This window comes from Brevibacillus parabrevis (assembly GCF_022701015.1).
Taxonomy (GTDB): Bacteria; Bacillota; Bacilli; order Brevibacillales; family Brevibacillaceae; genus Brevibacillus; species Brevibacillus parabrevis.
In genome coordinates this window covers 2647627-2671380 of record NZ_CP064090.1, presented here as the reverse complement: position 1 = coordinate 2671380, position 23754 = coordinate 2647627, and the positions used below count along the sequence as shown (strand labels likewise).

Below are 23754 nucleotides of genomic sequence, written 5' to 3'. Positions count from 1 at the left end.
ATGGCAAGTAAATTCTACCAAAATTTGCTTGAAAAAGAACCTTACTAAAGTTAGCTTTTTTTCGACAAAAAACCGCTGTCCCTCTGTCAGCAGCAGAGAAACAACGGTTCGCCAAGCAAAAAAACATTTGCAGGAGCAGATTTGACGCCAAAAATTACTTTCGCTGCCGATATCCCGTCAAAAAGGACAGCATCACATGAACGGCTGTTTTGACTGTCGCCTCCGTCCGGTCTTTGTACGGGTCGAGACATACGATGTCCATGGCTTTGACCTTCGGGTGCAAGCCTGCCTCATAGACGGCGTCAAACAGCTCGTCGACCCGCATACCCCCGGGAGTAGAAGCAGGGACGCCCGGCCCGTAGCCGATGTCGAGCACATCCATATCGACGGTCAAATAAATCGTATCGACTTGTGCCGCCAGCCGTTCGAGCGCTTCCTGCACGGTTTGGGCAACGCCTTTTTGCCGCGCCTGGCGCAGCGTCGTATAGCGCACGCCTGCCTCATCCGCGTAAGCCTTGAGCGACCGGGCATTGAAAAAGCCGTGCAAACCGATGTTGTGAACGTCCTCGGCCTGGATCGTCTTGCTTTCGATCAAATTGCGAATCGGCGTGCCGTTCGAAGGTCCGTTATCCGTCAGGTCGCGCAAGTCAAAATGGGTGTCCAGCTGCAAAATGCCTACCCGCTCGTCCGTGTGAACGTCCTTGTAGCCTTTGATCAGCATGGCCGTAATCGAGTGATCGCCGCCCATCATCATGGGCAAAAGCTGAGGATGGTTCGTGCGCATGTGCGCCATGGCTTCGCGAATGTTGCGGTGGCACTGGGCGATGTCGGTAACATGCTGCCTGACGTCGCCCAGATCGACCACGCGAAGCGATTGCAGGTCGACATCGTAATCGAGATTGTACGTCGTAAAATATTTCCACGCCCGCCGCATCGCATCTGGATTTTCGCTGGCGGCCGAGGCCGAGATGGACGAACGGGAAAGCGGCACTCCGAGCAGCGCTACGTCGTAGTCGCTCCAATCAGTGCTGCCCGCCGTTGCCACCTCTAGCGTCTTGATCCATTCGCTCACTTTTGGCTCGGCTGGCGCGGCACTCCTGTCCCAGGCAAAGCTGGGCGGTTTAAGCAGCGGGTACGGGTATGCCGTCATACGAGCCGCCCTCCCGCCACGACTACTGCTCCGTTTTTGATTACCGTATCCACATGGTTCACACCGTAACGGTATTGCAGCGTCATGAAGTCAGGCACAGCAAAAATGGTAACATCGGCTTTTTTTCCGGCCTCGATGCTGCCGACCTCGTGGGCGCAACGGATCGCGTGTGCCGCATTGATCGTCGCCGCCGTCAGCACTTCTGCCGGGGTCATGCCCATTTTCAGGCAGCCGAGGTTCATGATGAGCGGCATCGAGACAGTAGGCGAGGAGCCGGGATTGCAGTCGGTCGAGATCGCGACTGCCACGCCACGGTCAATCATTTTGCGGCCGTTTGCGGACTCCGCCATGAGGAAAAAGGCCGTTCCCGGCAGCAGTACCGCGATGACGCCTGCTTCCGCCATTCGCTCGATGCCCGCATCTGACGCCCGCAACAAATGATCGGCGGACACCGCTCCCAGAGACGCCGCCAATTCGGCTCCCTCGTACGGCTCGATCTCATCGGCGTGAATTTTCGGCAAAAGGCCGTGCTCCCGGCCCGCTTCGAGAATGCGCCGCGACTGCTCGGGAGTGAACACGCCACGCTCGCAAAACACATCGTTGAAGACGGCCAGCTTGCGGCGCGCTACTTCGGGAATCATCTGCTCGATGACGAGATCGACAAACGCATCCGGCGTTTCCTTGTACTCGCGCGGTACCGCATGTGCGCCCATGAAGGTGCTCACGAGATCGATCGGGTGGGTTTCATGCAGCTTTTGCGCTACTTCCAACTGCTTGATCTCGTCTTCCAAAGTAAGGCCGTAACCGCTTTTCGCTTCGACCGTCGTCACTCCGTGCAGCAAAAACTGGTCGAGCCGCCGCTTGCTCTGCTCATACAGATCGTCATGCGTCGCCTGTCGCGTCGCAGCCGTCGTGGCGTGGATTCCGCCGCCGTTGTTCATGATTTCCATATAAGTAGCGCCAGAGAGCCGCATGTTGAACTCGTTTTGCCGCGTGCCTGCGTGTACCAGATGTGTGTGTGGATCAATCAGGCCAGGCGTAACCAGTTTGCCTGTGGCGTCAATGACATCCGCTTCGTGGGCGCGTTCGCGGAACCACTCAGCCAGTTCTTCATCCGTGCCGACGCGTTCGATTACACCGTTTTCCAGCCAGACGCTGCCATTTTCGATGATGGACAGCTCGTTCATTCTGGCACCTGTCACCGGAGAGTGAGTGCCGCCAGCCAGCGTGGCAAGCTGGCTGGCATGGCGAATCCATACTGGTTTGTTCATCGCTTTTACTCCTTCAACATCGGGATGTGGACGCCTTTTTCCTTGGCGGTCTGAATCGCCAGCTCGTAGCCTGCATCCGCATGGCGGACGATGCCCATTCCCGGGTCGCTGGTCAGGACGCGCTCCAGGCGACGCGCCGCTTCCGGCGTGCCGTCTGCCACGATGACCATACCTGCGTGCAAGGAGTACCCCATCCCGACGCCGCCGCCGTGATGCACCGACACCCAGCTTGCGCCGCCTACCGCATTGATCATCGCGTTCAGGATCGGCCAGTCGGAAACAGCGTCACTGCCGTCTTTCATCGCTTCCGTCTCGCGGTTTGGCGAAGCGACAGAGCCAGAGTCGAGGTGATCGCGGCCAATGACGATCGGCGCTTTCAGCTCGCCGCGCGCCACCATCTCGTTAATGATTTGGCCAAAACGCGCCCGCTCGCCATACCCCAGCCAGCAAATCCGGGAGGGAAGTCCCTGGAACTGAATCCGCTCCTGCGCCATGCGAATCCAGTTGCACAGATGCGTATTATAGGAAAACTCGCGCAGAATGACTTCGTCCGTCTTGTAAATATCTTCAGGATCGCCGGACAGCGCTACCCAGCGGAACGGGCCTTTGCCCTCGCAAAATTGCGGGCGGATGTAAGCCGGCACAAAGCCAGGGAAGCGGAATGCGTCCTCGACACCCTCGTTTTTCGCTACTTGTCTGATGTTGTTGCCGTAGTCAAACGTAACGGCCCCCTTCTCCTGCAAAGCCAGCATGGCGCGGACGTGGTTGGCGATGCTCGCTTTGGAACGTCGCTCGTATTCTTTCGGATCGCGCGTGCGCAGCTCTGCTGCCGCTTCCAGGCTCATGCCCTCCGGAATGTAGCCGTTGAGCGGGTCATGCGAAGAAGTCTGGTCCGTCAAAACGTCCGGTATAAAGCCGCGGTCAAGCATCGCATTCAGCACTTCCGGCGCATTGCCCAAAAGTCCGATCGAAATGCCTTTTTTCTCCCGCTTGGCTTCCTCCGCCATTTTGATCGCTTCATCGAGGCTGTCTGTCATCACATCCAGGTAGCGTGTATCCAGTCTGCGCTGGATGCGTGTCGGGTCGACCTCGATGTTGATGCTCACGCCGCCATTGAGCGATACGGCCAGAGGTTGTGCGCCGCCCATGCCGCCGAGGCCAGCGGTAACCGTGATCGTGCCAGCGAGTGTACCTGCAAAATGCTGGCGAGCCAGCTCCGCAAACGTCTCGTACGTTCCCTGGACGATCCCTTGGCTGCCGATGTAAATCCAGCTACCTGCTGTCATCTGTCCGTACATCATCAAGCCCTTTTTGTCCAGCTCGTGGAAGTGCTCCCAGTTGGCCCAGGCCGGAACGAGGTTAGAGTTTGCCAAAAGCACGCGCGGCGCGTCCGTGTGGGACTTGAACACCGCCACTGGCTTCCCGGACTGGATCAGCAGTGTCTCGTCACTCTCCAACGTTTGCAATGTTTTGACAATGGCATCGAAACATTCCCAGTTGCGCGCCGCTTTCCCGATCCCGCCATACACGACCAAATCTTCCGTACGCTCCGCCACGTCGGGATTCAAATTGTTCAAAAGCATGCGCAGCGCCGCTTCCTGAATCCACCCTTTTGTATGCAGTTCAGTGCCCGAGTAAGCCTGAATCAATTGCTCAATGGATTGTGTCGTTGTCATCCTGCTTCCACCTGCTTTTCCTTAGAGTGTGTATCTCTTAGCTATATTGTAAAAGCCGGAAAACAGACAAAAAAGGCACCGTGCTTTCGATTTGGTGCCTCTTCTTTCGATTGAATCAAGGGAAGCAGATTGAATTTTCTAAAAAACTCTCTTTTCTTTCGATTTCTATCTTTTCTTTTGATTTCGTAACAAACGTGGGGTTGTACCCGTCTTTTCCTTAAAAATTTTACTAAAGTAATTGGCATTGACGAACCCGCTGCGCTCGGCCACCTCCTGGACGGACAACGCCGTTTCCAGCAGCAGGCGCTGCGCTTCCTTCACCCGCATCGCCGTGAGAATTTGCCGGAAGGAGCTGCCTTGCTTCTGCGCAAACAACGTGCTGAAATAAGCCGGGCTGCGGTCGACATGCCGGGCCACATCTTCCAGGCGCAAAGCCGGATCGGTGTAACGCCCCTCCATGTAGCGCAGCGCTTGCTCGATCACATCCGCTTTGATCTCGTCGCCCCTGTTGTTGAAAGTATCGAGCAGTTCGTTGATAAAAAGCAGCAGCTCCGTCACGATCCGGTACAAGATCGGGGCGTACAAAATCGTCTCAAACACACGATGGTACGCTTCTTCGAGTAAAGCGCTGTCCAGCCCGTGCGACTTCATGTAGCGCCTGACCTGCGCGAGAATGCTGGTCAGACGAATGCGCAACAGCCCCGGCTCGGGGTACGGCTCGTCCTTGTAAAAAAAATGCGCATACAGCCACTGCTTCAGCTGCTCGCGATTGCCGCTGTGCAGCATGTCGATCCACGTTCGCTGCTCGCCTGGCGTCAGGAACGGGTCGATCATCAGCCAGTTTACGCTGCCTTCCACCATGCTCACTTGCCGATAGCCCTTGAAAAAACGCAAGTGCAGCGCCTGGCTCGCCTGCTCGTATTTTTGCTGCAAGCTCTGCTCGGAATCTTCGGCATCGTGGATGACGAGAAAAAGCGGAGCATCGCTCGACGCCTCCCAGTCCATCAGCAAGCGCTTGCCGAATTGGTGCCACTGGGACCAGGACAAGGTAGCGTCTGCCGGAAAAACAGCGGCAATCGCGTCTTTGGTCGGCAACAGCACAGGCTTGTCGCGAAACGGGTAGCCGGAAAAAAAGTCGAGCAGCTCCGAATGTCTGCGGGCATCCTCCAATTGGGCGAGCATGACTTTTTGCTGACCAACTGGCGACGATCCGGGCAAAAACAAGTCGAGATACGAGATTTCCTTGCGCAGCCCCTGGACGCTCCCCGCTCCTGGCTCCAGCCGTTCGTCTCCTGAGCGTTCCTGACAGCAGCGCGTCAAAACGCGGCGGATGTATTCAGGTGTTTGCGGCTTCAGCCACAAGTCCCGCGCGGAAAGCTCGATTCCTTGCATCGCCCGCTCAAAGGTCGCTTCCGAAGTCGTGACCAGCACGATCGGCCGATATTGGGCGACCAAAAGTTTGAAGCGCTCCCAGTGCGCCTTGTCAATCATATCCAGTTCCATGCAGACGACTTGCGGCAGGTGTGCTTCCATCACCTGAAACACTTCCGCCATCGTCCCGGCCGTATGTACTTGGTCATACGGGATGGCGCAGCTTGCGACGAGCCAGCTGATCCCGGCCCGCTCTGTCGCGTCCCTGTCTGCAATCAGTATGCCGGGCATCGTCAGCCCTCCTTTTGCGGCTTGCCAGAAAAATGCGAGAACTTCTCTTGTTGCAAACAAAGGTTGCCCGTGAATGGACAACCTTTGCTCCTGCTATTTCTCTTCGTTTGTAAACGGATTTTGGATCATCGTGCCCATGATGTGATCAAGTGGAATAAAGCCGATCTCACGGGAATCCGTGCTATGGTTGCGGTTATCCCCCATGACGAAAATATGGTTGGCTGGCACTGTCACTTTTCCATCGGATACGTACTCCATCGTTTCCTTGATGTACGGTTCGTTGAGCACCGTGCCGTTGCGATACACCTGATTGTCTTTGAACTCCAGCACATCGCCAGGCTTGCCAATCACTCGCTTGACGTACATCGAGTGGTCGTCGTCCGCTTTCCCTGTCACCAGCGCCACCAATGGGTGACTGACGACATCGTCCACAAGGGACCTTTTGCGTTCCACGCGACTGTCGATGACGACGATATCGCCATAGTCCGGCAAATACGAAAACGTATGCGATAGCTTGGACACGTAAATGCGTTGCTGGTCTTGCAAGGTAGGGTCCATCGAATGACCATCAACCTTGTACGGCTGGAACACGAAGATTCCGAGAACCAGAGCGAAGACGATTGCAAAGGCAATCGAACGGACCCATCCCATCAGCTCTTTCATTATGCTATGCCACTCCTCTCATACAACTTCGTTCCCCTATCCTCTACCCTCTATCATATCACAAAAATGACGCAAACCCAAAAAGCCGGTCCCATAAGCTCCCCGGCTCTTTTCGCTCTTCATCCACGTCAGCACGCGAGAGTCACAACAGTCCGTACTCGCGCATTTTCCGAAACAGCGTCGCCCGGCTGATCCCGAGCAGCGCGGCTGCTTCTTCCTTTTTGCCCTTGCGCATCCGCACTTCATTCAAAGCTTGCGCCACAGCAGACTTTTCCAGCTCTTTGAGCGTCGCGATCGGCTTTGGCGCTTCGCTGCTATCTGTGCGTCCCGTTCTTTCCGCAGGCTTTTGCAGCCGGAATGTGTGTCCAGGCAGGCTTGCCGCTTGTATCCAGTCGGAGTTTTCCAGATTGGCCGCGTATTCAACCGTATTTGCCAGCTCGCGGACGTTGCCAGGCCAGTCATGGCAAAACAGCACGGACTGCGCCTCCTGGGAAAAGCCGCGAATCGTTTTCCCCAGCGTTTTTGTATACGCAGCCAGAAATTCATGGGCGAGCAAAAGAATGTCTTCCCTGCGCTCCCGCAAAGCAGGCAGTTGAATCGGAATGACGTGCAGGCGGTAATACAAATCGAGGCGAAACTGGCCTTGCGCGACCCGCTCCTGCAAATCGAGGTGGGTCGCGGCGATAATCCGCGCTTCGACGGGAAGCGTTTTTCCGCTGCTGCCCAGCCGCTGGAACTCTTTTTCCTGCAACACCCGCAGCAGCTTGCCTTGCAAGTGCATCGGCAAATCCCCAATTTCGTCGAGAAACAACGTCCCTTTGCCAGCCGCCTCAAACACGCCTGCCTTTCCGCCTTTTCGCGCGCCGGTAAACGTGCCGTCTTCATAGCCGAACAGTTCGCTTTCCATCAGATGCTCGGGAATCGCCGCGCAATTGATCGAAATTAGCGGCTGTTGCCGCCGCGGACTGGCCTGATGGATCGCTTTGGCGAACAGCTCTTTTCCCGTGCCGCTCTCTCCCTGGAGCAAAATCGTCGATTCGCTGCCCGCCACTGTCCGCGCGATCGTTTTGGCCTGGAGCAGCGCAGGGCTGTTGCCGGAAATCGCCGCAAAAGCATCCCCTGCATCTGTGGCCGTGACCCGGCGCGCCATCTCGACGACTTCCTGCGCATCGTCGAGCGTAATGACCCACTCCTTGATCTCGTCGCCAAGCTGAACAGGGCGGATGGCAAACAAAAACGTTTTGGCTTTTCCGCCAACCGAAAGCACCACTTGCTTGGGCGTGGGCTGCGAGCCATCGGCCAAGCGAATGGCGGCAATCCATTCTGCGGCCTGACTGTCGTCTGCATCGAGTTGCAAATATTGCCGCGCCCGCTGATTCGCTTCGACGATGCAGTTTTTTTGATCGATCAAAAGCATTGCCTTGTCCATTTCATCCATGACGACACGCAGCTTTTCGGCAATGAGCTGTTGCCTGGTGTACATGATGTGCTCTTTGAGCTTGACCGCAATCAGCTCGGCCATTTTTTGCAAAAAGCCGAGAATCGCCTCGACATCGGCGAACAACCGCTCCCTTTGTTCGTCGTCAAAAGCGAGCAGCCCGATCACGCCTACGCTTTGCCCATCCAGCCGGATCGGACAGCATATTTCCCCCGTCTCCGCACAGCTTCCATAATGCGTGCAAGGGCGGCATTTTTCATCCTGCCCCGGTCGGGTAATCACGACAGGCTCGCCATTGACAAGCGACGCCCGGTAAATATGATCTTCGCCTGCCATCGTGCGCAACACGCCGGATTCGGTTTTGCCCGTCCCTGCAATTCGCAAAAAATCGCTGTCGGCAATCTCTACTTCCACTCGCAGCACGGCGGCGACTGCCTGGGCGATTTTTTGCACGCTCTCCTGAATCTCCCGCAAGGACATCGGCTTGTTCCTCCTCTGCTTGTCTTTTTCTCATTATAACGCGGCGACAGGAGGAACCGCCTGTCTACTCCTGGCAAAACTCGCAAATGGTTTGGGCCAAAATATAGCTCATGTCCACGAGGCTATCCACCTCGACGTATTCCACTGCCGAATGCAGTCCCGCTCCCACCGGGCCGAACAGGACGGTCGGAATCCCCGCTCCTTGCAGCAGCGCGGCGTCTGTCCAGCCGGAAAAGCCGCAAATGCCGGGCGCTGCCCCCAGCCGCTTTTCGCAAGCCGCTTGCAGGGCGAGAAAAATCGGCTCGGCCAGTGCCACCTCAAACGGCTCGCGCCAAAACGTCAGCTCGGCACTCGCGCGGAATGCCGCGTCCTCTGCCCGCAGCTTCGCAAGCAACGATTCGATTTCCAGAGCCACTTGTTCTTGCGTCTCGTTCGGCACCGTTCTGCGCTCCCAGTCGATCCGGCAATAGTCGGGATACGTAGACAGTTCTGTTCCGCCTTGAATCAGCGACGCGTGAACAGATGGCGTCCCGAGAATCGGGTGCGGCGGCTCTTGCGCCAGCTTTTCCGACAAGCTTTCCAGCTCGCGCAGCACCCTGCCCGCGTGAACGATCGCATCGATTCCTTCTTGTGGCCTGCTGCCGTGCGCCGCCTTGCCGAACACCTCGCACTTGACCCAGACAAAGCCTCTGTGCACAACGCCGATTTGCAAATCAGACGGCTCGCAGCAGATCGCGGCATCTGCGGAATAGTCTTGCACCAATGCTTCCGTCCCGATGCTCTTGTACTCCTCGTCGGCGACAAACGCCAGGATCACATCGCCCGCAAGCGGAACTTTCGCCTGGGCAACCGCTTCGACTGCCGCCAGCATCGCCCCGAGACTGCCTTTCATATCCTGGCTGCCTCTGCCGAAAATTTTGCCGTCGGTTACAGTCGGTTCAAAAGGCGGGATCGACATGCGCTTGGCGCTCACCGTGTCCATGTGCCCGTTCAGCATGAGCGACTTGCCGTTTCCACTCCCGCGCAAAATCCCGATGACGTTGCACGCCGTCTCGTTGATCGGAATGACGGCTACCTCAAGCCCGATTGACTTGAGCTTTTCAGCAATAAACGCAGCAATCCCGGCTTCTCCTGCTCCATCCGCGTCCAGGTACGGATTGACCGAATCGATGCGAATCAACTCTTGCACAAGTTGAACGAGTCTTTCCCGGTCGATCGTGACATTCATCGTCGCTTCCTCCTTTTTACTTGTCGTCAGACGAACACGCGCCCTCCCAAACAATGCGCCGATAAGAATCCTGGTCCGTATCTCCTTCGGTGCTGAAGCACAAGACGACCGACTCTTCGTTTAGCCCCAGTTGCTTGGCAAGTCCTCTGTACTCCGGCTTGTTCATTAGCGCCGCCAACAGCCCTACTCCAACAGCACCGCTTTCGCCACTGATGACCTGCGGGTCGCCTGCTTTTGGCGCAGCCAGCATCCTCATCCCGTTTGCCGCGATGAAATCAGGGCAGCTGACGAAGAAGTCGGCATGGTCGCGCAAAATTTCCCAGGCAACCGGATTCGGCTCGCCACAAGCGAGTCCGGCCATAATCGTCGCCAGCTCCCCGTGCGCCACGTGCGGCTCTCCGTCCGCTGCTTCGGCAGACAAAACCATGCAATTCGCCGCATGCGGCTCGACGATGACGCTGACCAGCTCCTCCCCGCCAGCTTCTGCGACGAAGTGTCCCAGCACAGCCGCCGCCATCGAGCCAACGCCCGCCTGCAAAAACAAGTGCGTCGGCTTTTTGTCCGGCAAAAGGGCATCCAACTGCTCGCGCGCTTCTGCCGCCATCGTCGCATAGCCTTGCATGATCCAGCCCGGAATCGTCGTGTAGCCCTCCCAAGCCGTATCTTGCACCACCTGCCAGCCGCGCTCCCTGGCTACTTTTTCCGAAAGGCGGACAGCCTCGTCGTAGTTGCCATTGATGACATGCGCCTGTGCCCCCAGCGAGCGGATCGCTTCCACCCGTTCTGCTGTCGAGCCTTTTGGCAAGTAAACGACTGCGCGCTGGCCCAGCTCCCGCGCTGCCCAGGCAACCGCCCGGCCGTGATTGCCGTCGGTCGCGGTGACAAAGGTCACTTCTCCGATCTGTCTTCTCGCCTCTTCCTCGCCGAGAGCAGCGAAGCTCATCCCCTCGGGCGTGTGCCCCAGCTTTGCATACAAATACCGGGCCATCGCATAAGACGCGCCCAACACTTTGAAAGCGTTCAGCCCAAAGCGCAGCGATTCGTCCTTCACCAGCAAATGCCCAACTCCCAGCTCGCGGGCGAGTTGCGGCAGCGGGACGAGCGGCGTCGGCGCATAGACGGGACAAGACGCGTGAAAGTCGCGCGCAGGCTGTGTTTCCTCTGCGGACAAAAAGACAGGGATTGCCGGGCGCTCGGCTTGCGAGCCGCGCTGCTTTTTCGTGTTTGCCACTGCTCGTATCGTTTTTTCTGCTGACATCGGCAGTTTCCTCCTTTTGCTGGCTTTTGCCATTCTGGTTGACTATTTGAATTGCAAGGAATGTGCCAAGGCGGTTGAAGGCATGAGGATAGGCAGCCCGGCGATTTGCTCATCCCGTTCCGTTTCTTCTGGACAAAATATCCATATCAAAATGAGATGACAGAAGGATCATTTTGAGACTTTTTGTATCAAATTGAGACTATCGCATAAAAAACTTGGCTGCGCCAATGGTGGTGACAGAACCTTTCGCTGGCTGGTATCCGCCCTTTGCATTTGCGCGATACGAATTTCCATCCCGGTTTCTTTAGCAAAAAAACGCCGCCCGCACCTTCACTCCCAAAGGAATGAAACGGTACAGGCGGCGCTCTCCGTCATTCTGTTTTGCCTAAAAAGGCGCGCTACTGCTGCAAGCTATCCGCGGCGCGCGCTGCCCCCTCACTCATTTTCTTCCAACAAGAACCGTAAACTCGACGGAAATCTCTCCGCCCTCCAGCTCATGCGCCTGTGCCAACTGCTGTGGCGCGCCCCCCCACGTCAGCGGCGTCATCTGGACCAGCGCGGCCAGGCTCGGCTGGTCCAGCCGAAACGAATACGCCACCTGCTCGCAGTCGATCAGCGAAAAGCTGGCGGCGAAGCGCTGGATCGTCGCTGCATTGGAATACACCTGCTTTACAGGCTGGGCATAAAGGCGCTCGCGCAGTTCCAGCAAATATCGCTCGCCCGGCACGACCTTGATGACGAACCCGTCTTTTATCAGCATTCGCGCAAACTCCCGCGTATTGGACGGCGACAGCACGTTGAGGATGGCCGCAAAGCGATTGTCGGCAAACGGAGCATTCGCCAGATCGCCGACGCACCAGATCAGCTCGGGGTGCGCCTTGGCTGCGAGGGCGATGCCCGCTTTGGACAGATCGACACCCGCGCCGACGACATCGGCTGACTGTCGCGCTATCACCTCTTCGCGAATGCGGGCCAGGTGCGAACCTTCGCCGCACCCGGCATCCAGCACGTACAGCGGCTCGCCGCTGGTCGCTGCGTACTCCGCCAGCTTTTGACTGACAGCAGCGTGCAGCGGAGAAAAAAAGCCTTGCTCGCAAATCGTTCTTCTCGCCAAAAACATTTCTTGCTCGTACTTCGATCGGTAGCCCGCATTCGCCAGATGCACATAGCCGTGTCTCGACACATCAAAGCAATGGCGGTTGGCGCATACAAGGCTGGCTGTATGGATGAGCGTCAGCGCCCCGTGGCAAACCGGGCATCTAAGCATCCCGCTATGCCGGGCCAGCAGTTCGGCCTGCCGCTCTTTTTTGGTTGGAAGCATAAAAAAAGCACCCCATTCATTCGAAATCGGTGAATGAAAAAAGGCACAGTCAAATAAACCCCGGCTCTCCTTTTGAAAAAACGAGCGGGATCAGGCTAGACTGTACCTTTTCTTACCGATAACGCATGAATTGGGGACTCATAGTCATAGCGGACGACACTCCTGTCAAAATGCTCACGGGGGGCATTTCTCCCCCGTACCTTGCATTGTACAACAGATCGCCCAAGACCGCCGCGCTTTTTTACATCTCCTCCCCCGCCAGCCGACTGCTGTGGACGAGCATGACCTGATCGTATTTCAGCATGATCGTCCCTGCTTCGTAGTCGCCTACATTCGGCTTGCTCGCCTCTTTGCGCAAATTGCGGAACAGAGCAGCGACGGCGTTCACGCCGCTTTCGTGTGCATGAGGATAGCCGCCGCCAAACCGCGGATTGATCTCGGAGATCACGTACTGGTCCCCGAGCAAAAAGCAGTCGATGTCGAACGGTCCGCGAAGCGGCAAGACAGAGACGAGCGACGCGGCCAGCGACGTCAGCCGCTCGTCCCGGATCGCCAGCGAGCGGTCTGTCTCGCCAGCACGCATGCGAATTTTTTTGCGCGTAAAAAGCGTCGTCAGTTCACCCGTGACGAGATCGGCGTAGCCGTCCACGCCGTATTCCTCCGCCTGCAAAAACGGCTGGACAATCAGCTCCTCTGTCTTTTGCGCGAGTGCGGCAAGCTCCGACCCGCTCTCGATACGGACCAGGCCCAGGCTGGCGCTGCCTTTGCGCGGCTTCGCCAATAGCGGATAGGCAAGCTCTCCGCAGGCAAGCGCCGCTCGCGCCTCTTCCAGCGTGTAAGTAGGAACGCACGGAAGCCCGTGGTCGCGCAAAAAATCGCAGGTCGCCTTTTTATCGAGGCACAAGTCCACCACGTCCGTCCGAGAGACGACGGCCTGCACGCCAAGCCGCGAAAACTGCTCGGCATGGGCGGCGAGCACGCCAAGCTCGGGATCGATCAAGGAGAGCACCGCCCTGATGTCATAGCGCAGGCAAATTTGCTCCAATGCCTGTACGTAATCCGGGTCGTCGATGCGCGGGACGATCTGCCTGTGATGGGCGGCGAACAGCGCGGGAGCCGTAGGATCGCAGTCCACCGCGATAATTTTGCCGGCACTGCCCCACTCTTGGACGAAATACTCGATCAGCTTGACCCTGCGGCCTACGCTCGTCATGAGCACATTCATTGGGCGTATCCTCCTGTTTTGCCAGCCTGGCCAGCCGGAAATTCATAGAGCGACTCCGGGAAAAACTCCGCCAGCGTCTCTTTGCGCCTGGCGACGACGACATCGCCGCCTGCGATAGCCAGGACAGGCGGCCGCTCGCGAATAAACGGCGGATTGAATACGAGCGTGTACGCCCCCGTGTGCCCGAACACGAGAAAATCTCCCGGTTCCGGCACTTTGCCGCGAAAGCCTTGCAGCAAATAGTCTTTTTCCATGCACGTATAGCCTACGACATGGTACGTCCCTTCCCTTGCCTCGCTGCTCTGTGTCACGACGGTGGCGGGAAGCCGATGTGCATGCATGGTCGGCTTGATATTGTGGACACTGCCGTCTACAAGCACAAAGCGATCGTTGCGGTTCACCTTGACATCCACGACCTGGCAGACGAACTCGACCGCATCGGCCACAAGCGAGATGCCCGGTTCCAGAATCAACTGCGGCAAGCGTGCCGCCTCCGCCAGTTCGTCCTTGAGTACAGAAGTGATCGCTGCAGCGTAATCGTCAAAGCTCGGAACGCCGACCATCCCGAACGTGACGGGCAGCTCGCCGTAAAATCCGCCCCCGATGTCGATAAATTCAAGCCGCTCTCCGAGATGCGCTTTGCCCAGTCGGCACAGCTCGCGGGCAATTTGCCGATACACCCCCACGCTGCGGTTCGTGGAAAAATGCCCGTGCAAGCCCGTGACCCGCACATTCGGCACAGCAGACAACAGCGCCAGCGCTTGGGCAAAGCTGCCGTTTTCCACGCAAAAGCCGAAGCGGCTCACTTCATAGCCGTTTTGCAGCGGACTGACGCCGCCGCGCGTCAAATCGAAATTGACGCGCAAGCCGACGCGGACCGTCTGTTCAGGGTGCTGTCTTGCGTAGGTGAGCACAGGGGCAATCTCCGAAAACGAATCCAGATTGACCAGGCTGCCCAGCTCCAAAGCCAGCTGAATATCTTCTGCCGTTTTCAGCGGCCCGTTGAAAACGATGGCAGCAGGCTCGACACCAAGCTTCCGGGCGAGATCGTACTCCAGCCTGGACACGACCTCCGCCTGCGCCCCGAGCTGGTGCAAAGATTGGCAGACATACGGCACGTAGTTCGTCTTGTACGAGTAGGCAACGCTCACCTGCTCATAGCGACTGGCAAACGCTTCGTAAAACCGTCGGTAGTTGTCGCGGAGCCTGGCCGTATCCAGCAGGAAAAACGAAGATTGACAAAGCTTTCGCCACTCGGCAAGCTGCTCATAAGTGTACATGACCGACCTCCTTCGCGCGTCCCGACAGGCAACTCCTGATCACGGAAATGACCCGCTCCTGCTGTTCGTCGCCCAGACTGGAGCCGGAAGGAAGGCAGACGCCACGCGCGTACAGCTCGTCAGACACGCTGTACCCCAGCTCGTGCGGGTAGTAGCGGCACCCTGCAAACAGCGGCTGGCGGTGCATCGGCTTCCACACGGGCCGCGCCTCGATGTTTGCCTTTTCCAATGCATCAATCAGTTGCGTTGCGGTAATTCCGGCCTGCTCGGGGTCAACCGTCAGCGCCGTCAGCCAGCGCGTCGCTCTCCCTGTCGGAGATTCCGGCATGAAGGTGATGCCAGCATACGGCTGAAGCGCCGCTGCATAGCGTTGATAGATTCGCCTTCTCGCCGCCACCCGCTCCTCCAGCACGCGCAATTGCCCTCTGCCGACAGCCGCCAGCAAATTGCTCAACCGATAGTTGTAGCCCATCTGCACATGTTCATAATGGCGTTCCCGCTCGCGGGCCTGCATCGCCCAAAAGCGCGCTCGCTCCAAAGCTTCGAGATCGTCCGAGACGAGCATGCCCCCGCCGGAGGTCGTAATGATTTTGTTGCCGTTGAACGAAAAAATGCCGAAATGCCCCAAGGAGCCGCTCATTCTCCCTTTGTAGTCGGCGCCGAGCGACTCTGCCGCGTCTTCCACGACCGCGACCTTGTATTGCTCGCACAGCGCAATGAGCGGCCCCATGTCGGCGCTTTGCCCGTACAAGTGAACGATGACGACAGCCTTGGGCAATTGCCCTAGCTCGTTTGCTTCTCGCAGCGCTCTCGCAAGCGCCGCCTCCGACATGTTCCAGGTCGCTTCATCGGAATCGATAAAGACGGGAGTGGCTCCCAAGTACAAGATCGGGTTTGCGCTCGCCACAAAAGTCAGACTGGAGCAAAACACGAGATCGCCCGGCCCGACCCCGGCCAAGCGCAGCCCCAGATGGATAGCCGCCGTGCCTGACGAGACGGCAAGCGCTCCTTTTGTCCCGACATACCGGGCGACTTCGTGCTCAAACGCATCGACATGCTCCCCGAGCGGCGCAATCCAGTTGGAGGCGAAGGCGTGGGCAACAAGCTCCTGCTCCTCTGTTCCCATGTGCGGCGGCGACAAAAAAATGCGCGATTGTTCCCCCATATTCATTTCCCCCATGCGCGGTAGGCGGGAAAAAAAGTCGAACTTCCCGCGTCATCCGCCCGATTTTGTTCGCATAGCACCTGGTACACCTCTTCGTCGTGCACACGCTTGCCCATCCAGTAAGGATAAGGCGCATCTTTTGTAAACGATGCCTTGAAGCGAAACAGACCGTCTTGCTCCTGATTTCCTCCCCCGAGCAGCAAGTAATCCAGTCCGTCCTCCTTCGCCAGCGAAATCATCGCATCGAACAGCAAATGATTGATCCCGAGCGGCATGTCCTCCGTGTGCGATGCTCCCAGATGGAAATGGGCATAACGGCTGCCGCACAGCATGATCGCGCCCGCTACCGCGATGTCATCGTGAATCGCCAGCAACAGTCGCGGCTTGCACAGCGCCGTTTCCTGCAACAGTCCGGCAAAAAACGGATTGTCATAATAATAGGAAGCGCCAGCGTGATTGCGCTCCATCGTCTCGCGATACAACGAAATGAAAGCCGCGAGGTCATGATTGCTTTTTCCTTCCACTATTCTCACCGCATGGTCTTTGGCCTTTTTCATATTGCGCCTGACATTTTGACTGTACTGCGCCTGAATCTGGGCGAGCGAGGGCCGCACATCGACAGCAATCGTTTCGCGCACGAGATCAAGCTGCATCTGATCGCGAAACAGTTCGGCGTTGTTCAAAAGCGGATGAAAACGCACCGTTTCTGTGACGTACTTTTTGCTCTGGCAATAGGCGTGAAACTGCGCGGAAAACGACTGGACCACGCTTTGCTTGGAACACAGCGACGGGCCGCCGTACCCGATCGATACGATATCCGAATAGCCCGGGAGGAACGAGTCGAGGGAGCGCACCACATACGGATAAAAAATCCGCTCCTCTCCCTCTGAGAAGAACACTGCTTCCGGCACTCCCCCTTCTCGCTCGGCGTACAGGCTTACGTACTCTTTTGTGTAGGAAATGTCCAAATGCGCCACCTCGCGCATACAGCACGTCCAGTCATCCTGATTCGTAAGCACGATCAAACTCACGCAAGTCCCTCCTAGCCTGCTCTGCCTGTTTGCTTCCCGTGAATTTTTCCATCGTGACGCAGCCTTCGTGACTGATTCCGGTTTTTTGCAAGACCCGCTTGACGGTCAACAGCAATATTTTCATGTCGAGGAGAAAGCTGCGATTTTCCACGTACCAGACATCCAGTTCGAATTTTTGCTCCCATGTAATCGCGTTTCGTCCGTTGACTTGCGCCCATCCGGTAATGCCCGGCAGCACATCGTGCCGTTTCATTTGCCGGGGGGTATACAGCGGGAGATACTCCATGAGCAGCGGCCTCGGCCCGACGAGACTCAGCTCGCCCTTCAACACATTCCACAACTGCGGCAGCTCATCCAGGCTGTATTTCCTGAGCATCATGCCGAATGGCGTCAGCCTCTGGGCGTCTGATAGCAACTCGCCGGACGTGTCCCGCTGGTCGGTCATCGTGCGAAACTTATAGATGAAAAAGGGCTTTCCGTAGCGGCCCGGGCGCTCCTGGACGAAAAAGACCGGGGCACCGAGCTTGCAGCGAATCAACACGGACAACACGAGCAGCAGAGGCGAAACCGCGATTAACAGCGACAAAGCGACCAGCCGATCAAACAAAAGCTTCATGCCGCCCCTCCTTTTGCTTGTTCCAGTCCGCTGCCGCCTCCTCCATGCTGAGACTCTGCATCCCGTACTGGCGGCGCAAATCGGCAAAATAGGCGAGAAGCCGCTCCAGAAAACGCACATTTTCCGCCGGATAGCTGCCGAAGTTTTCCGGGTGCCACCACAAGTGATACAGTCGCTGATGTTTCGCGGCAAACAGCAAGTCGCGCCTGAGCCGTGCATACCGAAGCTCTTCCAGCCAGCGAAGCTTGGGCGAATAAGGCCGCAAAAAACGGCTGGAAGGGACGTTGACAAGCCCTTCCCGACTCGTGAACAGCTTGTCGTAAGCGTGATGTCCGCTCAAATTGACGTACGAGTCGGCAAGCCGCAAAGCCCGTTTGAACAGCGAGTCTTCCGCTCCCGGCCCGGCGCGGTACATCCACGCTGACTCGTTTCCGCGGTACGAAGTGAAGCCGTGCTTTTTGCAGAGCGCCAAATAGGCAGGCTGGAGCTGGTTGCGCGGAAAAACGATGCTCGTCGGGGAATGTCCTTTCTTGCGCGCCACTTTTTTGCAGGCGGCCAAATCTGCTGCAAACGTCTGGGCGGTCTGTCCCGGCTCCAGGCAATAGTAGTGGGAGTGCGTGTGGCTGCCGATAAACTGGTGCGGGTAGGAGGAGATCAGTCGAATGAGGGACGGGGCGTAGTGATACGGATCGGCCTGCTCGCGTTCTCCCACTGTTCCCGACTGCAAGTAACGGTAAGGCGACAAGTTGGCGTCTGCATAGTCTGGCAACAGTCCGGGAAGCGTGCTCATCAGTTCCTCGCGCGACTCGCAGAACAAAAAGCCGACCGTCGCCCAGGTAGCGTGAATCTCGTATTTTTGAAAAAGCTCCAAAATGGCGGGAATGACCTGGCGAGTTCCGTGCAAATTTTCCTGGCAGGAAGACAGCGCTCTTTTGTCGCGCACGCCCCAGTACAGTTCAAAATCAAGGGATATGACCAACGCTCCTGTTGTGCCCAATCCGTTCGTCAACCTCCTTTTCCGTGCGCGGCGGCTTTGTTTTGACGGCGATCAAGTCGGCGAACAGGCGGGCTTGCCTGTCGAGGACATGTCGCTCGTTGAAATGCTCCTCCGCAAGGTAGCGGCTGTTTTGTCCGTACGCTTCGCGAAGCCTGGCGTCCAAAGCGAGCTTTTTCAAAGCCTTGTACAAATATTCGCTATGCTTTGGCTCTACCAAAAGTCCATTCACGCCGTCCGTCACTTCTTCCCGGCAGCCGCGAATGTTCGTGGCGACGATCGGCTTGCCCATCGCCATCGCTTCGATGATCGACCGGGGCAAGCCTTCGCGGTGGGAAGGCAGGACGAAGATGTCGCTTGCCGCAAGCAACTGCGGGATGTCCGAGCGAAATCCGGTCAGGACGATTTGCGGATGCGACAGGCAAAGCTGCTGCAAATCTTGTCCGCGCTGGTCCCGCTCGCTCGCCAATACTTCCCCCACCAGCAAAAGACGCACGCGCGACGATTCTCTCGCCAGCCTGTGAAACGCCTCCAGCAGCTCGAATATCCCTTTTTCGCTCACCATCCGGCCCACGTACGCGATGACCAGCTCTTCCTGGCCGATGCCGAGAGCAGCGCGCACTTGCGCAGCCTCCTCGCTCGTGACTGCCTGCGGATGGAAGCGGCGTTCCACATCCACCCCGTTTCCGAGGTGCACGATCCGCTCCGGAGGGGCAAAACCTTCCTGCACGCTCAATTCGTAATCCTCCCTGCTTTGCAAGAGCAAGTAGTCTGTCAGGTGCTTGGCGAACCACTTTTCCAGCCCGTAGTAAAACTGGTACTCGCCCCTGCTCATTCCGTCGTGGAAGTAATAGCCGTGCGCCGTATAAATGACCGGACGGACGCCCGCGAGCTTCGCTGCCACCCGCCCGAGAACCGCGGCTATCGGCGTGTGAACGTGCACCGCATCGTACTGCTCCTGCTTCATCAGCCGGTACAGGGCGTGGATGGAACGGCAATTGGAGACGGGGGCGATTTTACGTTTGATCGGGATATGCCAAAGGACGTGGTCCATAGCCCGCAGCGACGCGAACCGTCCGGTATCCGTGCAAGCGGTATGCACTTCGTGGCCTTCGTCCGTCAGCTTTTCGATCAGCGGCAGCAGCAAGCTTTCCACTGATCGGTCAATTGCGCAAATTTGCAAGATTTTTCCCATGCAGGTCACCGCCATTTTTGATTGAGCCAAGACTCAGTCCGGCTGTCACACAATAGAGCGCCAGCAAGATCCAGAAAAACGTTTCGCGGATGCCGTTGTGCGTCAAGCCGTACACAATTTGAAAAAAGAGCGGATACCAGGAGTACAGCCGATGCCCTCTCACGCCAGCGTACAAAAGCAGCAAAAACAGCAGCGTGCCCACAATGCCGTACGAAAAGAACAGATTGGCAATCGTCGAGTGCAGTTCGAGCGTAATCGTGCTCTCAAACCGCTCATACTGCCCTTCTCCGGCACCGAAAAACACGTACTGCGGATGATTGGCGATCCTGTCGTAGCCTCTGGATGCCAAATTGTCGTCCGAGTCCTCCCCCAATGTTTCCATCCGCTCTTTTACTTGTGTGTAAATGGTCGCATCGTGCAATACGTTTTCATTCGTGTACAGCGATACGCAAAACAGCAGAAAAAAGAGAGCGAGCACACACACCACGTTTTGCCAAAAAAGCCCTGTCCGCTCTTTTGACGAGACGAACAGAAACACGAGGTACATCAGCACGGCACTCAAGATCGCTGCTTTGGACAACGAGGCGGCAATCACGCTCAGCGAGCAGCCGATGACGAGAAACAGGTAGAGCGATTTGACAGGAAAAAAGCGGGCGCAAAACAGGCAAATCCCGAGACAAAGCAAGCCGTAGTAGCCGAGCTGATTCGGGTTGTTGAAAAACAGCGCCTGACGGAAGTCGTGCTCCCCCGGGGCAAGTCCAAAGAGCAGCGCAAGTGTCTGCACAGCAAGCGAACAGGCGACGGCCCAAAACAGCCATTTCGCATAGCCGCGGGGATCACGCTGGCCCAGCACGATGATGGTCAGCATGACCGCTCCGTTGTACAAATACCATTTCGTCGACTCAAACACTTCCATGACGCCGCCCAAAGCGATCGCCCAAATCCCGTTCACCAGCAAAATATCGTATAAAAATAACAGCGTAATCACGACGAAAAAACGGTATTTGCGTTCCAGCCATTTCAGCTGAAACAAAAACGTATACGCGATGAGAAGCATCATGACAAAATCGGCAATTTGCGGATTTCCGCTCGGGAAGAAGTAGAAGGGCTTCAGCAGTACGTAGAGAAACAGCAGAACTTTGTCCAGCGAGAGCTTTGCTTTAGCCATCGCCTACATATGTGCCAAATGATTCGTAAAATGAAGAATCCGCTTGTAGTCCTCCCATGTATCTACCTCTGCCCAGAACAGCCCCGGCGGTATTTGCGCCACATGCACGTCTCTTTCTCCCAAAAACGAATACAGAACATTTTCCCACCACAAATCGTGCTGCCGCTGCAAAATCAGACTTTGCAGCCGCTCCTGAAAGATCGGGACAAACTCGCGGTGCAGCCGGGCAATTCCGACGTATTCCCCTGTCGTCTCCTCCAGGGGGAGTTCTTTGCCGTGCTTTTGCAAAAGGCCGTTTTCGTAGCCGAATTTGTAATCGCCTTCCGCCCTGCGGGAAGGGTCGGCGAACATGACCGGACTCCTCGTCTCCTGGAGCACGACATCCAATACTTGCTCTTCAAAATAAACATCCGCGTTGAGCAAGAGGCAGTCGCTGTCCGTCAGAAAATCGCGGGCAAACCACATGGAGGCGATGCTGTTGGTGCGATCGTAAAACGGGTTGTGAAAAAAGCGGATGTTTTCGCCGCCAAGCAGACTGGTAATCACGTGAGCACGGTATCCGACGACCATGGCAATCTCGTGAATCCCTTTTCGCTTCAACTCCAAAATCGTATTTTCGATCAACGCCTGGTTGCCGATATCGATCGTGCATTTCGGGCTGCCGTCAATTTGCCCGCTGATCCTTGATCCGAGTCCTGCCGCCATGAGCAGAGCCTTCATGTGCTTCCCCTCCCTCTTGTCTCGATGAAGTGACATACTTGATGTTCAGTTTCAGCTTGTATAGCGCTCTGAGGAGTCCCACCAGCAGATGATACCCCGTCCACAAATCGAGAAACTGATGCTGTCCGCTAAATGCCCACATGAGCGCGGCGATCAGCACGCCACTCTGGAAGCCTGTCTGGGTCAGGAACAGAAACACTCCGGCATCGAGCCATCTGCTGCGCTTGCGCATGGATACGGTTTCGTGCGAGATTTTCCCTTGACCAAAAGCGAGATCCGAACCGTTCGTCGCCAATATTTCCGTAAAAATCGTAAACAGGATCAGGTAGATCAAGTACGGCCCGAGCGTCGGCTGGCTGCTGGCGACGCCGTAGATGACGCTGAACGAGACGAGGTACAGCGAGTAGTTCAATCCGATATCGAGCCAGACGCCCCCTGCGCTGTTCTGGTTTTTGATCCGGGCGACTTCTCCGTCGACGCAGTCAGCGAGGTAGCACATTTGGTAGAAAAAACACCCGATCAAAAAGGCCGCGGCCGATCCGTACATGAAAGCTGCGGCGGCGATCAGCCCGGCAGCGATTCCCGCGATCGTGATGGCATTCGGGGAAACCCCTTTTCTTTTTGCCAAAAACAGACTCAAGTAAATCGAGATGCGCCTGGAGAAATAGTACGACCAAAACTCCTCGCGAACCCATGGCTTTTGCACCTGAATCCGGCAATCTCGAATCTTCTCGCTGTCCCAAAACATGTTCGGATACAAGTCTTCCTTCACCGTAAGCCACCTTCTTCATTACCTCGTCTTCGTATCAAGACGGAATTTTTTTCAGAGAAGAACGGGATATACCACGTGCGGAAACCGAAATATCGGTATGCCCAATACGAAGCACAGATATCTCGACAGCTCAGGCTGATAGCGGTGGCGATTGCTGCTCCTGTAATGCCAAGCCAGGGAATCAACAGGCAGTTGCCGCAAATGTTGAGCAAGGCTGAAAAAACGAGGATGTTGCGCGACGTTTTCTGGCGGCCCGTCATCGTCAAAAGCGGAATGACGCTGCCGGAAGAAAAGTTGATAAACTGCCCCAGACAAAGAATGACGAGGACGAGACTGCTGCCAGCGAACTCTTCGCCGAACAAGGTAAGCAACGGGGCGGCAAAAATGGCGACCAGCAAATTGATCGGAGCAGATGCGAAAAAAATGAGCCGATTGGCAAACGCAATCATTTTTCTCAGCCCGTCCATATCCCCACGGGCGTACATCTCGGAAAATTTCGGGGAGAGAATCGTGTTGATGGAGATGAGCGCAAAGCTGGTCACCATCGAGAGACGAATGACGACGCTGTACACTCCGACTGTTTCCGCGTCTGTAAAAATCCCCAGCATGATCGTGTCTGTCCAACTCATGATCAGCTCCATCGAGGCGCTCAGGTACATCGGAATCGCCATAGCGCAAAGCGTGCGAAAGCCGATGGCCTGGCCTTCCTCCATCTCGCGCGGCTGAATGCCCGCGTTCATGCTTCGCGACACAACATGCCACTTCCCCATGCCGATCAGCGTGTTCAAAATGACAGCGACTGCGAGCAAGCCGATCAACAGATTGGGGGTCGGAGCAAGCAAGGGCAGCGCGATCACGAGAAACAGCAGATGGAGGAAGCGCATGCCCACCGTATCGACGATCACGGACGCCGTCACGCGATGCAGGGCGCGGAAAGCCGAAGCGTACAGTCTGGCAAGCGAGACAAACGGCAGCATCCAGGCCATCACCCGCAGCGTTTGCGCAGGCAGCTCGTTGGCAAACACATAGCTGGAGATCGGCTCGGCAAACAAATAGAACAGTCCCGAAAGCAAGAGAGAGGGCACGAATGTCCAGACCGCAACCTTGTTGAACAGCTGCCGAATCCGCTGGGACGCCCCCTGCGCCCGATACTCGGCCAGCAAGCGGATGATCGCCGTGTCGGTGCCAAACAGCGCCAGCACCATCCCGATGTTGAGCAGCGTGATCGTCAGCGAGTAAATGCCCAGATTGCCTGCCCCGTACTCCCTGGCAATAAACAGCTGCAACGAATAGAGCAGAACAAACCCGAAAAGCCGGAACAGAAACGTAATCGCTGAACCGTGCAATACTTCATGAACGTCCCGATTGTTGCGGACTTTGGCCAACTGCTGCTGCCAAACAAGTTTGAGGGCATTCATCCATTACTCGCCCCCGCTTCTGA

Annotated in this window: 20 protein-coding genes; all 20 read right to left on the bottom strand. The window is 56.7% G+C overall.

Going from position 1 to position 23754, the window contains the following annotated elements:
• Positions 1–154: 154 nt before the first annotated feature.
• The 20 genes from IRJ17_RS12620 to IRJ17_RS12525 all read right to left on the bottom strand — a co-directional run bounded on the left by IRJ17_RS12620 (position 155) and on the right by IRJ17_RS12525 (position 23731).
• Positions 155–1150, bottom strand: coding sequence for an agmatinase family protein (locus tag IRJ17_RS12620; protein WP_242774913.1), 996 nt, complete (start codon positions 1148–1150; stop codon positions 155–157).
• Positions 1147–2421 carry an imidazolonepropionase gene (gene hutI, locus IRJ17_RS12615; RefSeq protein WP_242774911.1) on the bottom strand — a complete coding sequence of 425 codons (1275 nt, stop codon included), beginning with the start codon at positions 2419–2421 and terminating at the stop codon, positions 1147–1149. The genes IRJ17_RS12620 and hutI overlap by 4 nt, the downstream gene beginning before the upstream one ends.
• Positions 2422–2426: 5 nt before the next feature.
• Positions 2427–4097: a urocanate hydratase gene (gene hutU, locus IRJ17_RS12610; protein WP_173599122.1), complete on the bottom strand. Its 1671-nt coding sequence runs from the start codon at positions 4095–4097 to the stop codon at positions 2427–2429.
• A 165-nt stretch (positions 4098–4262) separates the two neighbouring features.
• Positions 4263–5759: a helix-turn-helix domain-containing protein gene (locus IRJ17_RS12605; RefSeq protein ID WP_173599121.1), complete on the bottom strand. Its 1497-nt coding sequence runs from the start codon at positions 5757–5759 to the stop codon at positions 4263–4265.
• Between the two features lie 93 nt (positions 5760–5852).
• Positions 5853–6422, bottom strand: coding sequence for a signal peptidase I (lepB, locus tag IRJ17_RS12600; RefSeq protein WP_122963967.1), 570 nt, complete (start codon positions 6420–6422; stop codon positions 5853–5855).
• A 142-nt stretch (positions 6423–6564) separates the two neighbouring features.
• Positions 6565–8340 (bottom strand): sigma-54-dependent Fis family transcriptional regulator, encoded by a 1776-nt coding sequence (locus IRJ17_RS12595; protein WP_173596877.1) that lies wholly within the window; start codon positions 8338–8340, stop codon positions 6565–6567.
• Between the two features lie 64 nt (positions 8341–8404).
• Positions 8405–9568 (bottom strand): ArgE/DapE family deacylase, encoded by a 1164-nt coding sequence (locus IRJ17_RS12590; RefSeq protein ID WP_242774910.1) that lies wholly within the window; start codon positions 9566–9568, stop codon positions 8405–8407.
• Positions 9569–9584: 16 nt separating this feature from the next.
• Entirely contained in the window at positions 9585–10826 is a 1242-nt protein-coding gene (dpaL, locus tag IRJ17_RS12585) for a diaminopropionate ammonia-lyase (protein ID WP_242774909.1), read from the bottom strand.
• A 439-nt stretch (positions 10827–11265) separates the two neighbouring features.
• Positions 11266–12147, bottom strand: a complete 882-nt coding sequence (locus IRJ17_RS12580; RefSeq protein ID WP_242774908.1) for a putative RNA methyltransferase — start codon at positions 12145–12147, stop codon at positions 11266–11268.
• A gap of 241 nt (positions 12148–12388) precedes the next feature.
• Complete coding sequence (locus tag IRJ17_RS12575) at positions 12389–13372, bottom strand: ATP-grasp domain-containing protein (protein ID WP_173599117.1); 984 nt, start codon at positions 13370–13372, stop codon at positions 12389–12391.
• Positions 13369–14652: a type III PLP-dependent enzyme domain-containing protein gene (locus IRJ17_RS12570; protein WP_242774905.1), complete on the bottom strand. Its 1284-nt coding sequence runs from the start codon at positions 14650–14652 to the stop codon at positions 13369–13371. Before IRJ17_RS12570 ends, IRJ17_RS12575 begins: the two co-directional genes overlap by 4 nt.
• Positions 14639–15817: a DegT/DnrJ/EryC1/StrS family aminotransferase gene (locus tag IRJ17_RS12565; protein WP_122963960.1), complete on the bottom strand. Its 1179-nt coding sequence runs from the start codon at positions 15815–15817 to the stop codon at positions 14639–14641. The genes IRJ17_RS12570 and IRJ17_RS12565 overlap by 14 nt, the downstream gene beginning before the upstream one ends.
• A 2-nt stretch (positions 15818–15819) precedes the next feature.
• Positions 15820–16848, bottom strand: coding sequence for a GNAT family N-acetyltransferase (locus tag IRJ17_RS12560; RefSeq protein WP_122963959.1), 1029 nt, complete (start codon positions 16846–16848; stop codon positions 15820–15822).
• On the bottom strand, positions 16817–17464 hold the full coding sequence (locus IRJ17_RS12555) for a sugar transferase (RefSeq protein WP_122963958.1): 648 nt from the start codon (positions 17462–17464) through the stop codon (positions 16817–16819). The genes IRJ17_RS12560 and IRJ17_RS12555 overlap by 32 nt, the downstream gene beginning before the upstream one ends.
• Positions 17448–18461, bottom strand: a complete 1014-nt coding sequence (locus IRJ17_RS12550) for a polysaccharide deacetylase family protein (protein WP_242774903.1) — start codon at positions 18459–18461, stop codon at positions 17448–17450. Before IRJ17_RS12550 ends, IRJ17_RS12555 begins: the two co-directional genes overlap by 17 nt.
• Complete coding sequence (locus IRJ17_RS12545; RefSeq protein ID WP_242774901.1) at positions 18427–19653, bottom strand: glycosyltransferase family 4 protein; 1227 nt, start codon at positions 19651–19653, stop codon at positions 18427–18429. Before IRJ17_RS12545 ends, IRJ17_RS12550 begins: the two co-directional genes overlap by 35 nt.
• A complete protein-coding gene (locus IRJ17_RS12540; protein ID WP_173596867.1) occupies positions 19622–20821 on the bottom strand; it encodes an O-antigen ligase family protein in 1200 nt (399 codons plus the stop codon). The genes IRJ17_RS12545 and IRJ17_RS12540 overlap by 32 nt, the downstream gene beginning before the upstream one ends.
• Positions 20822–20824: 3 nt before the next feature.
• Positions 20825–21541, bottom strand: a complete 717-nt coding sequence (locus tag IRJ17_RS12535; protein ID WP_122963954.1) for a phosphocholine cytidylyltransferase family protein — start codon at positions 21539–21541, stop codon at positions 20825–20827.
• Positions 21486–22313 (bottom strand): CDP-alcohol phosphatidyltransferase family protein, encoded by an 828-nt coding sequence (locus IRJ17_RS12530; RefSeq protein WP_122963953.1) that lies wholly within the window; start codon positions 22311–22313, stop codon positions 21486–21488. Before IRJ17_RS12530 ends, IRJ17_RS12535 begins: the two co-directional genes overlap by 56 nt.
• Positions 22310–23731: a flippase gene (locus IRJ17_RS12525; protein ID WP_173596866.1), complete on the bottom strand. Its 1422-nt coding sequence runs from the start codon at positions 23729–23731 to the stop codon at positions 22310–22312. The genes IRJ17_RS12530 and IRJ17_RS12525 overlap by 4 nt, the downstream gene beginning before the upstream one ends.
• Positions 23732–23754: the final 23 nt, after the last annotated feature.

Bases quoted from the DNA above. Each gene is read 5' to 3' on its own strand.
- IRJ17_RS12620 (WP_242774913.1), bottom strand. From the start codon at position 1,150: ATGACGGCATACCCGTACCCGCTGCTTAAACCGCCCAGCTTTGCCTGG.
- hutI (WP_242774911.1), bottom strand. From the start codon at position 2,421: ATGAACAAACCAGTATGGATTCGCCATGCCAGCCAGCTTGCCACGCTG.
- hutU (WP_173599122.1), bottom strand. From the start codon at position 4,097: ATGACAACGACACAATCCATTGAGCAATTGATTCAGGCTTACTCGGGC.
- IRJ17_RS12605 (WP_173599121.1), bottom strand. From the start codon at position 5,759: ATGCCCGGCATACTGATTGCAGACAGGGACGCGACAGAGCGGGCCGGG.
- lepB (WP_122963967.1), bottom strand. From the start codon at position 6,422: ATGAAAGAGCTGATGGGATGGGTCCGTTCGATTGCCTTTGCAATCGTC.
- IRJ17_RS12595 (WP_173596877.1), bottom strand. From the start codon at position 8,340: ATGTCCTTGCGGGAGATTCAGGAGAGCGTGCAAAAAATCGCCCAGGCA.
- IRJ17_RS12590 (WP_242774910.1), bottom strand. From the start codon at position 9,568: ATGAATGTCACGATCGACCGGGAAAGACTCGTTCAACTTGTGCAAGAG.
- dpaL (WP_242774909.1), bottom strand. From the start codon at position 10,826: ATGTCAGCAGAAAAAACGATACGAGCAGTGGCAAACACGAAAAAGCAG.
- IRJ17_RS12580 (WP_242774908.1), bottom strand. From the start codon at position 12,147: ATGCTTCCAACCAAAAAAGAGCGGCAGGCCGAACTGCTGGCCCGGCAT.
- IRJ17_RS12575 (WP_173599117.1), bottom strand. From the start codon at position 13,372: ATGAATGTGCTCATGACGAGCGTAGGCCGCAGGGTCAAGCTGATCGAG.
- IRJ17_RS12570 (WP_242774905.1), bottom strand. From the start codon at position 14,652: ATGTACACTTATGAGCAGCTTGCCGAGTGGCGAAAGCTTTGTCAATCT.
- IRJ17_RS12565 (WP_122963960.1), bottom strand. From the start codon at position 15,817: ATGGGGGAACAATCGCGCATTTTTTTGTCGCCGCCGCACATGGGAACA.
- IRJ17_RS12555 (WP_122963958.1), bottom strand. From the start codon at position 17,464: ATGAAGCTTTTGTTTGATCGGCTGGTCGCTTTGTCGCTGTTAATCGCG.
- IRJ17_RS12545 (WP_242774901.1), bottom strand. From the start codon at position 19,653: ATGGGAAAAATCTTGCAAATTTGCGCAATTGACCGATCAGTGGAAAGC.
- IRJ17_RS12540 (WP_173596867.1), bottom strand. From the start codon at position 20,821: ATGGCTAAAGCAAAGCTCTCGCTGGACAAAGTTCTGCTGTTTCTCTAC.
- IRJ17_RS12535 (WP_122963954.1), bottom strand. From the start codon at position 21,541: ATGAAGGCTCTGCTCATGGCGGCAGGACTCGGATCAAGGATCAGCGGG.
- IRJ17_RS12525 (WP_173596866.1), bottom strand. From the start codon at position 23,731: ATGAATGCCCTCAAACTTGTTTGGCAGCAGCAGTTGGCCAAAGTCCGC.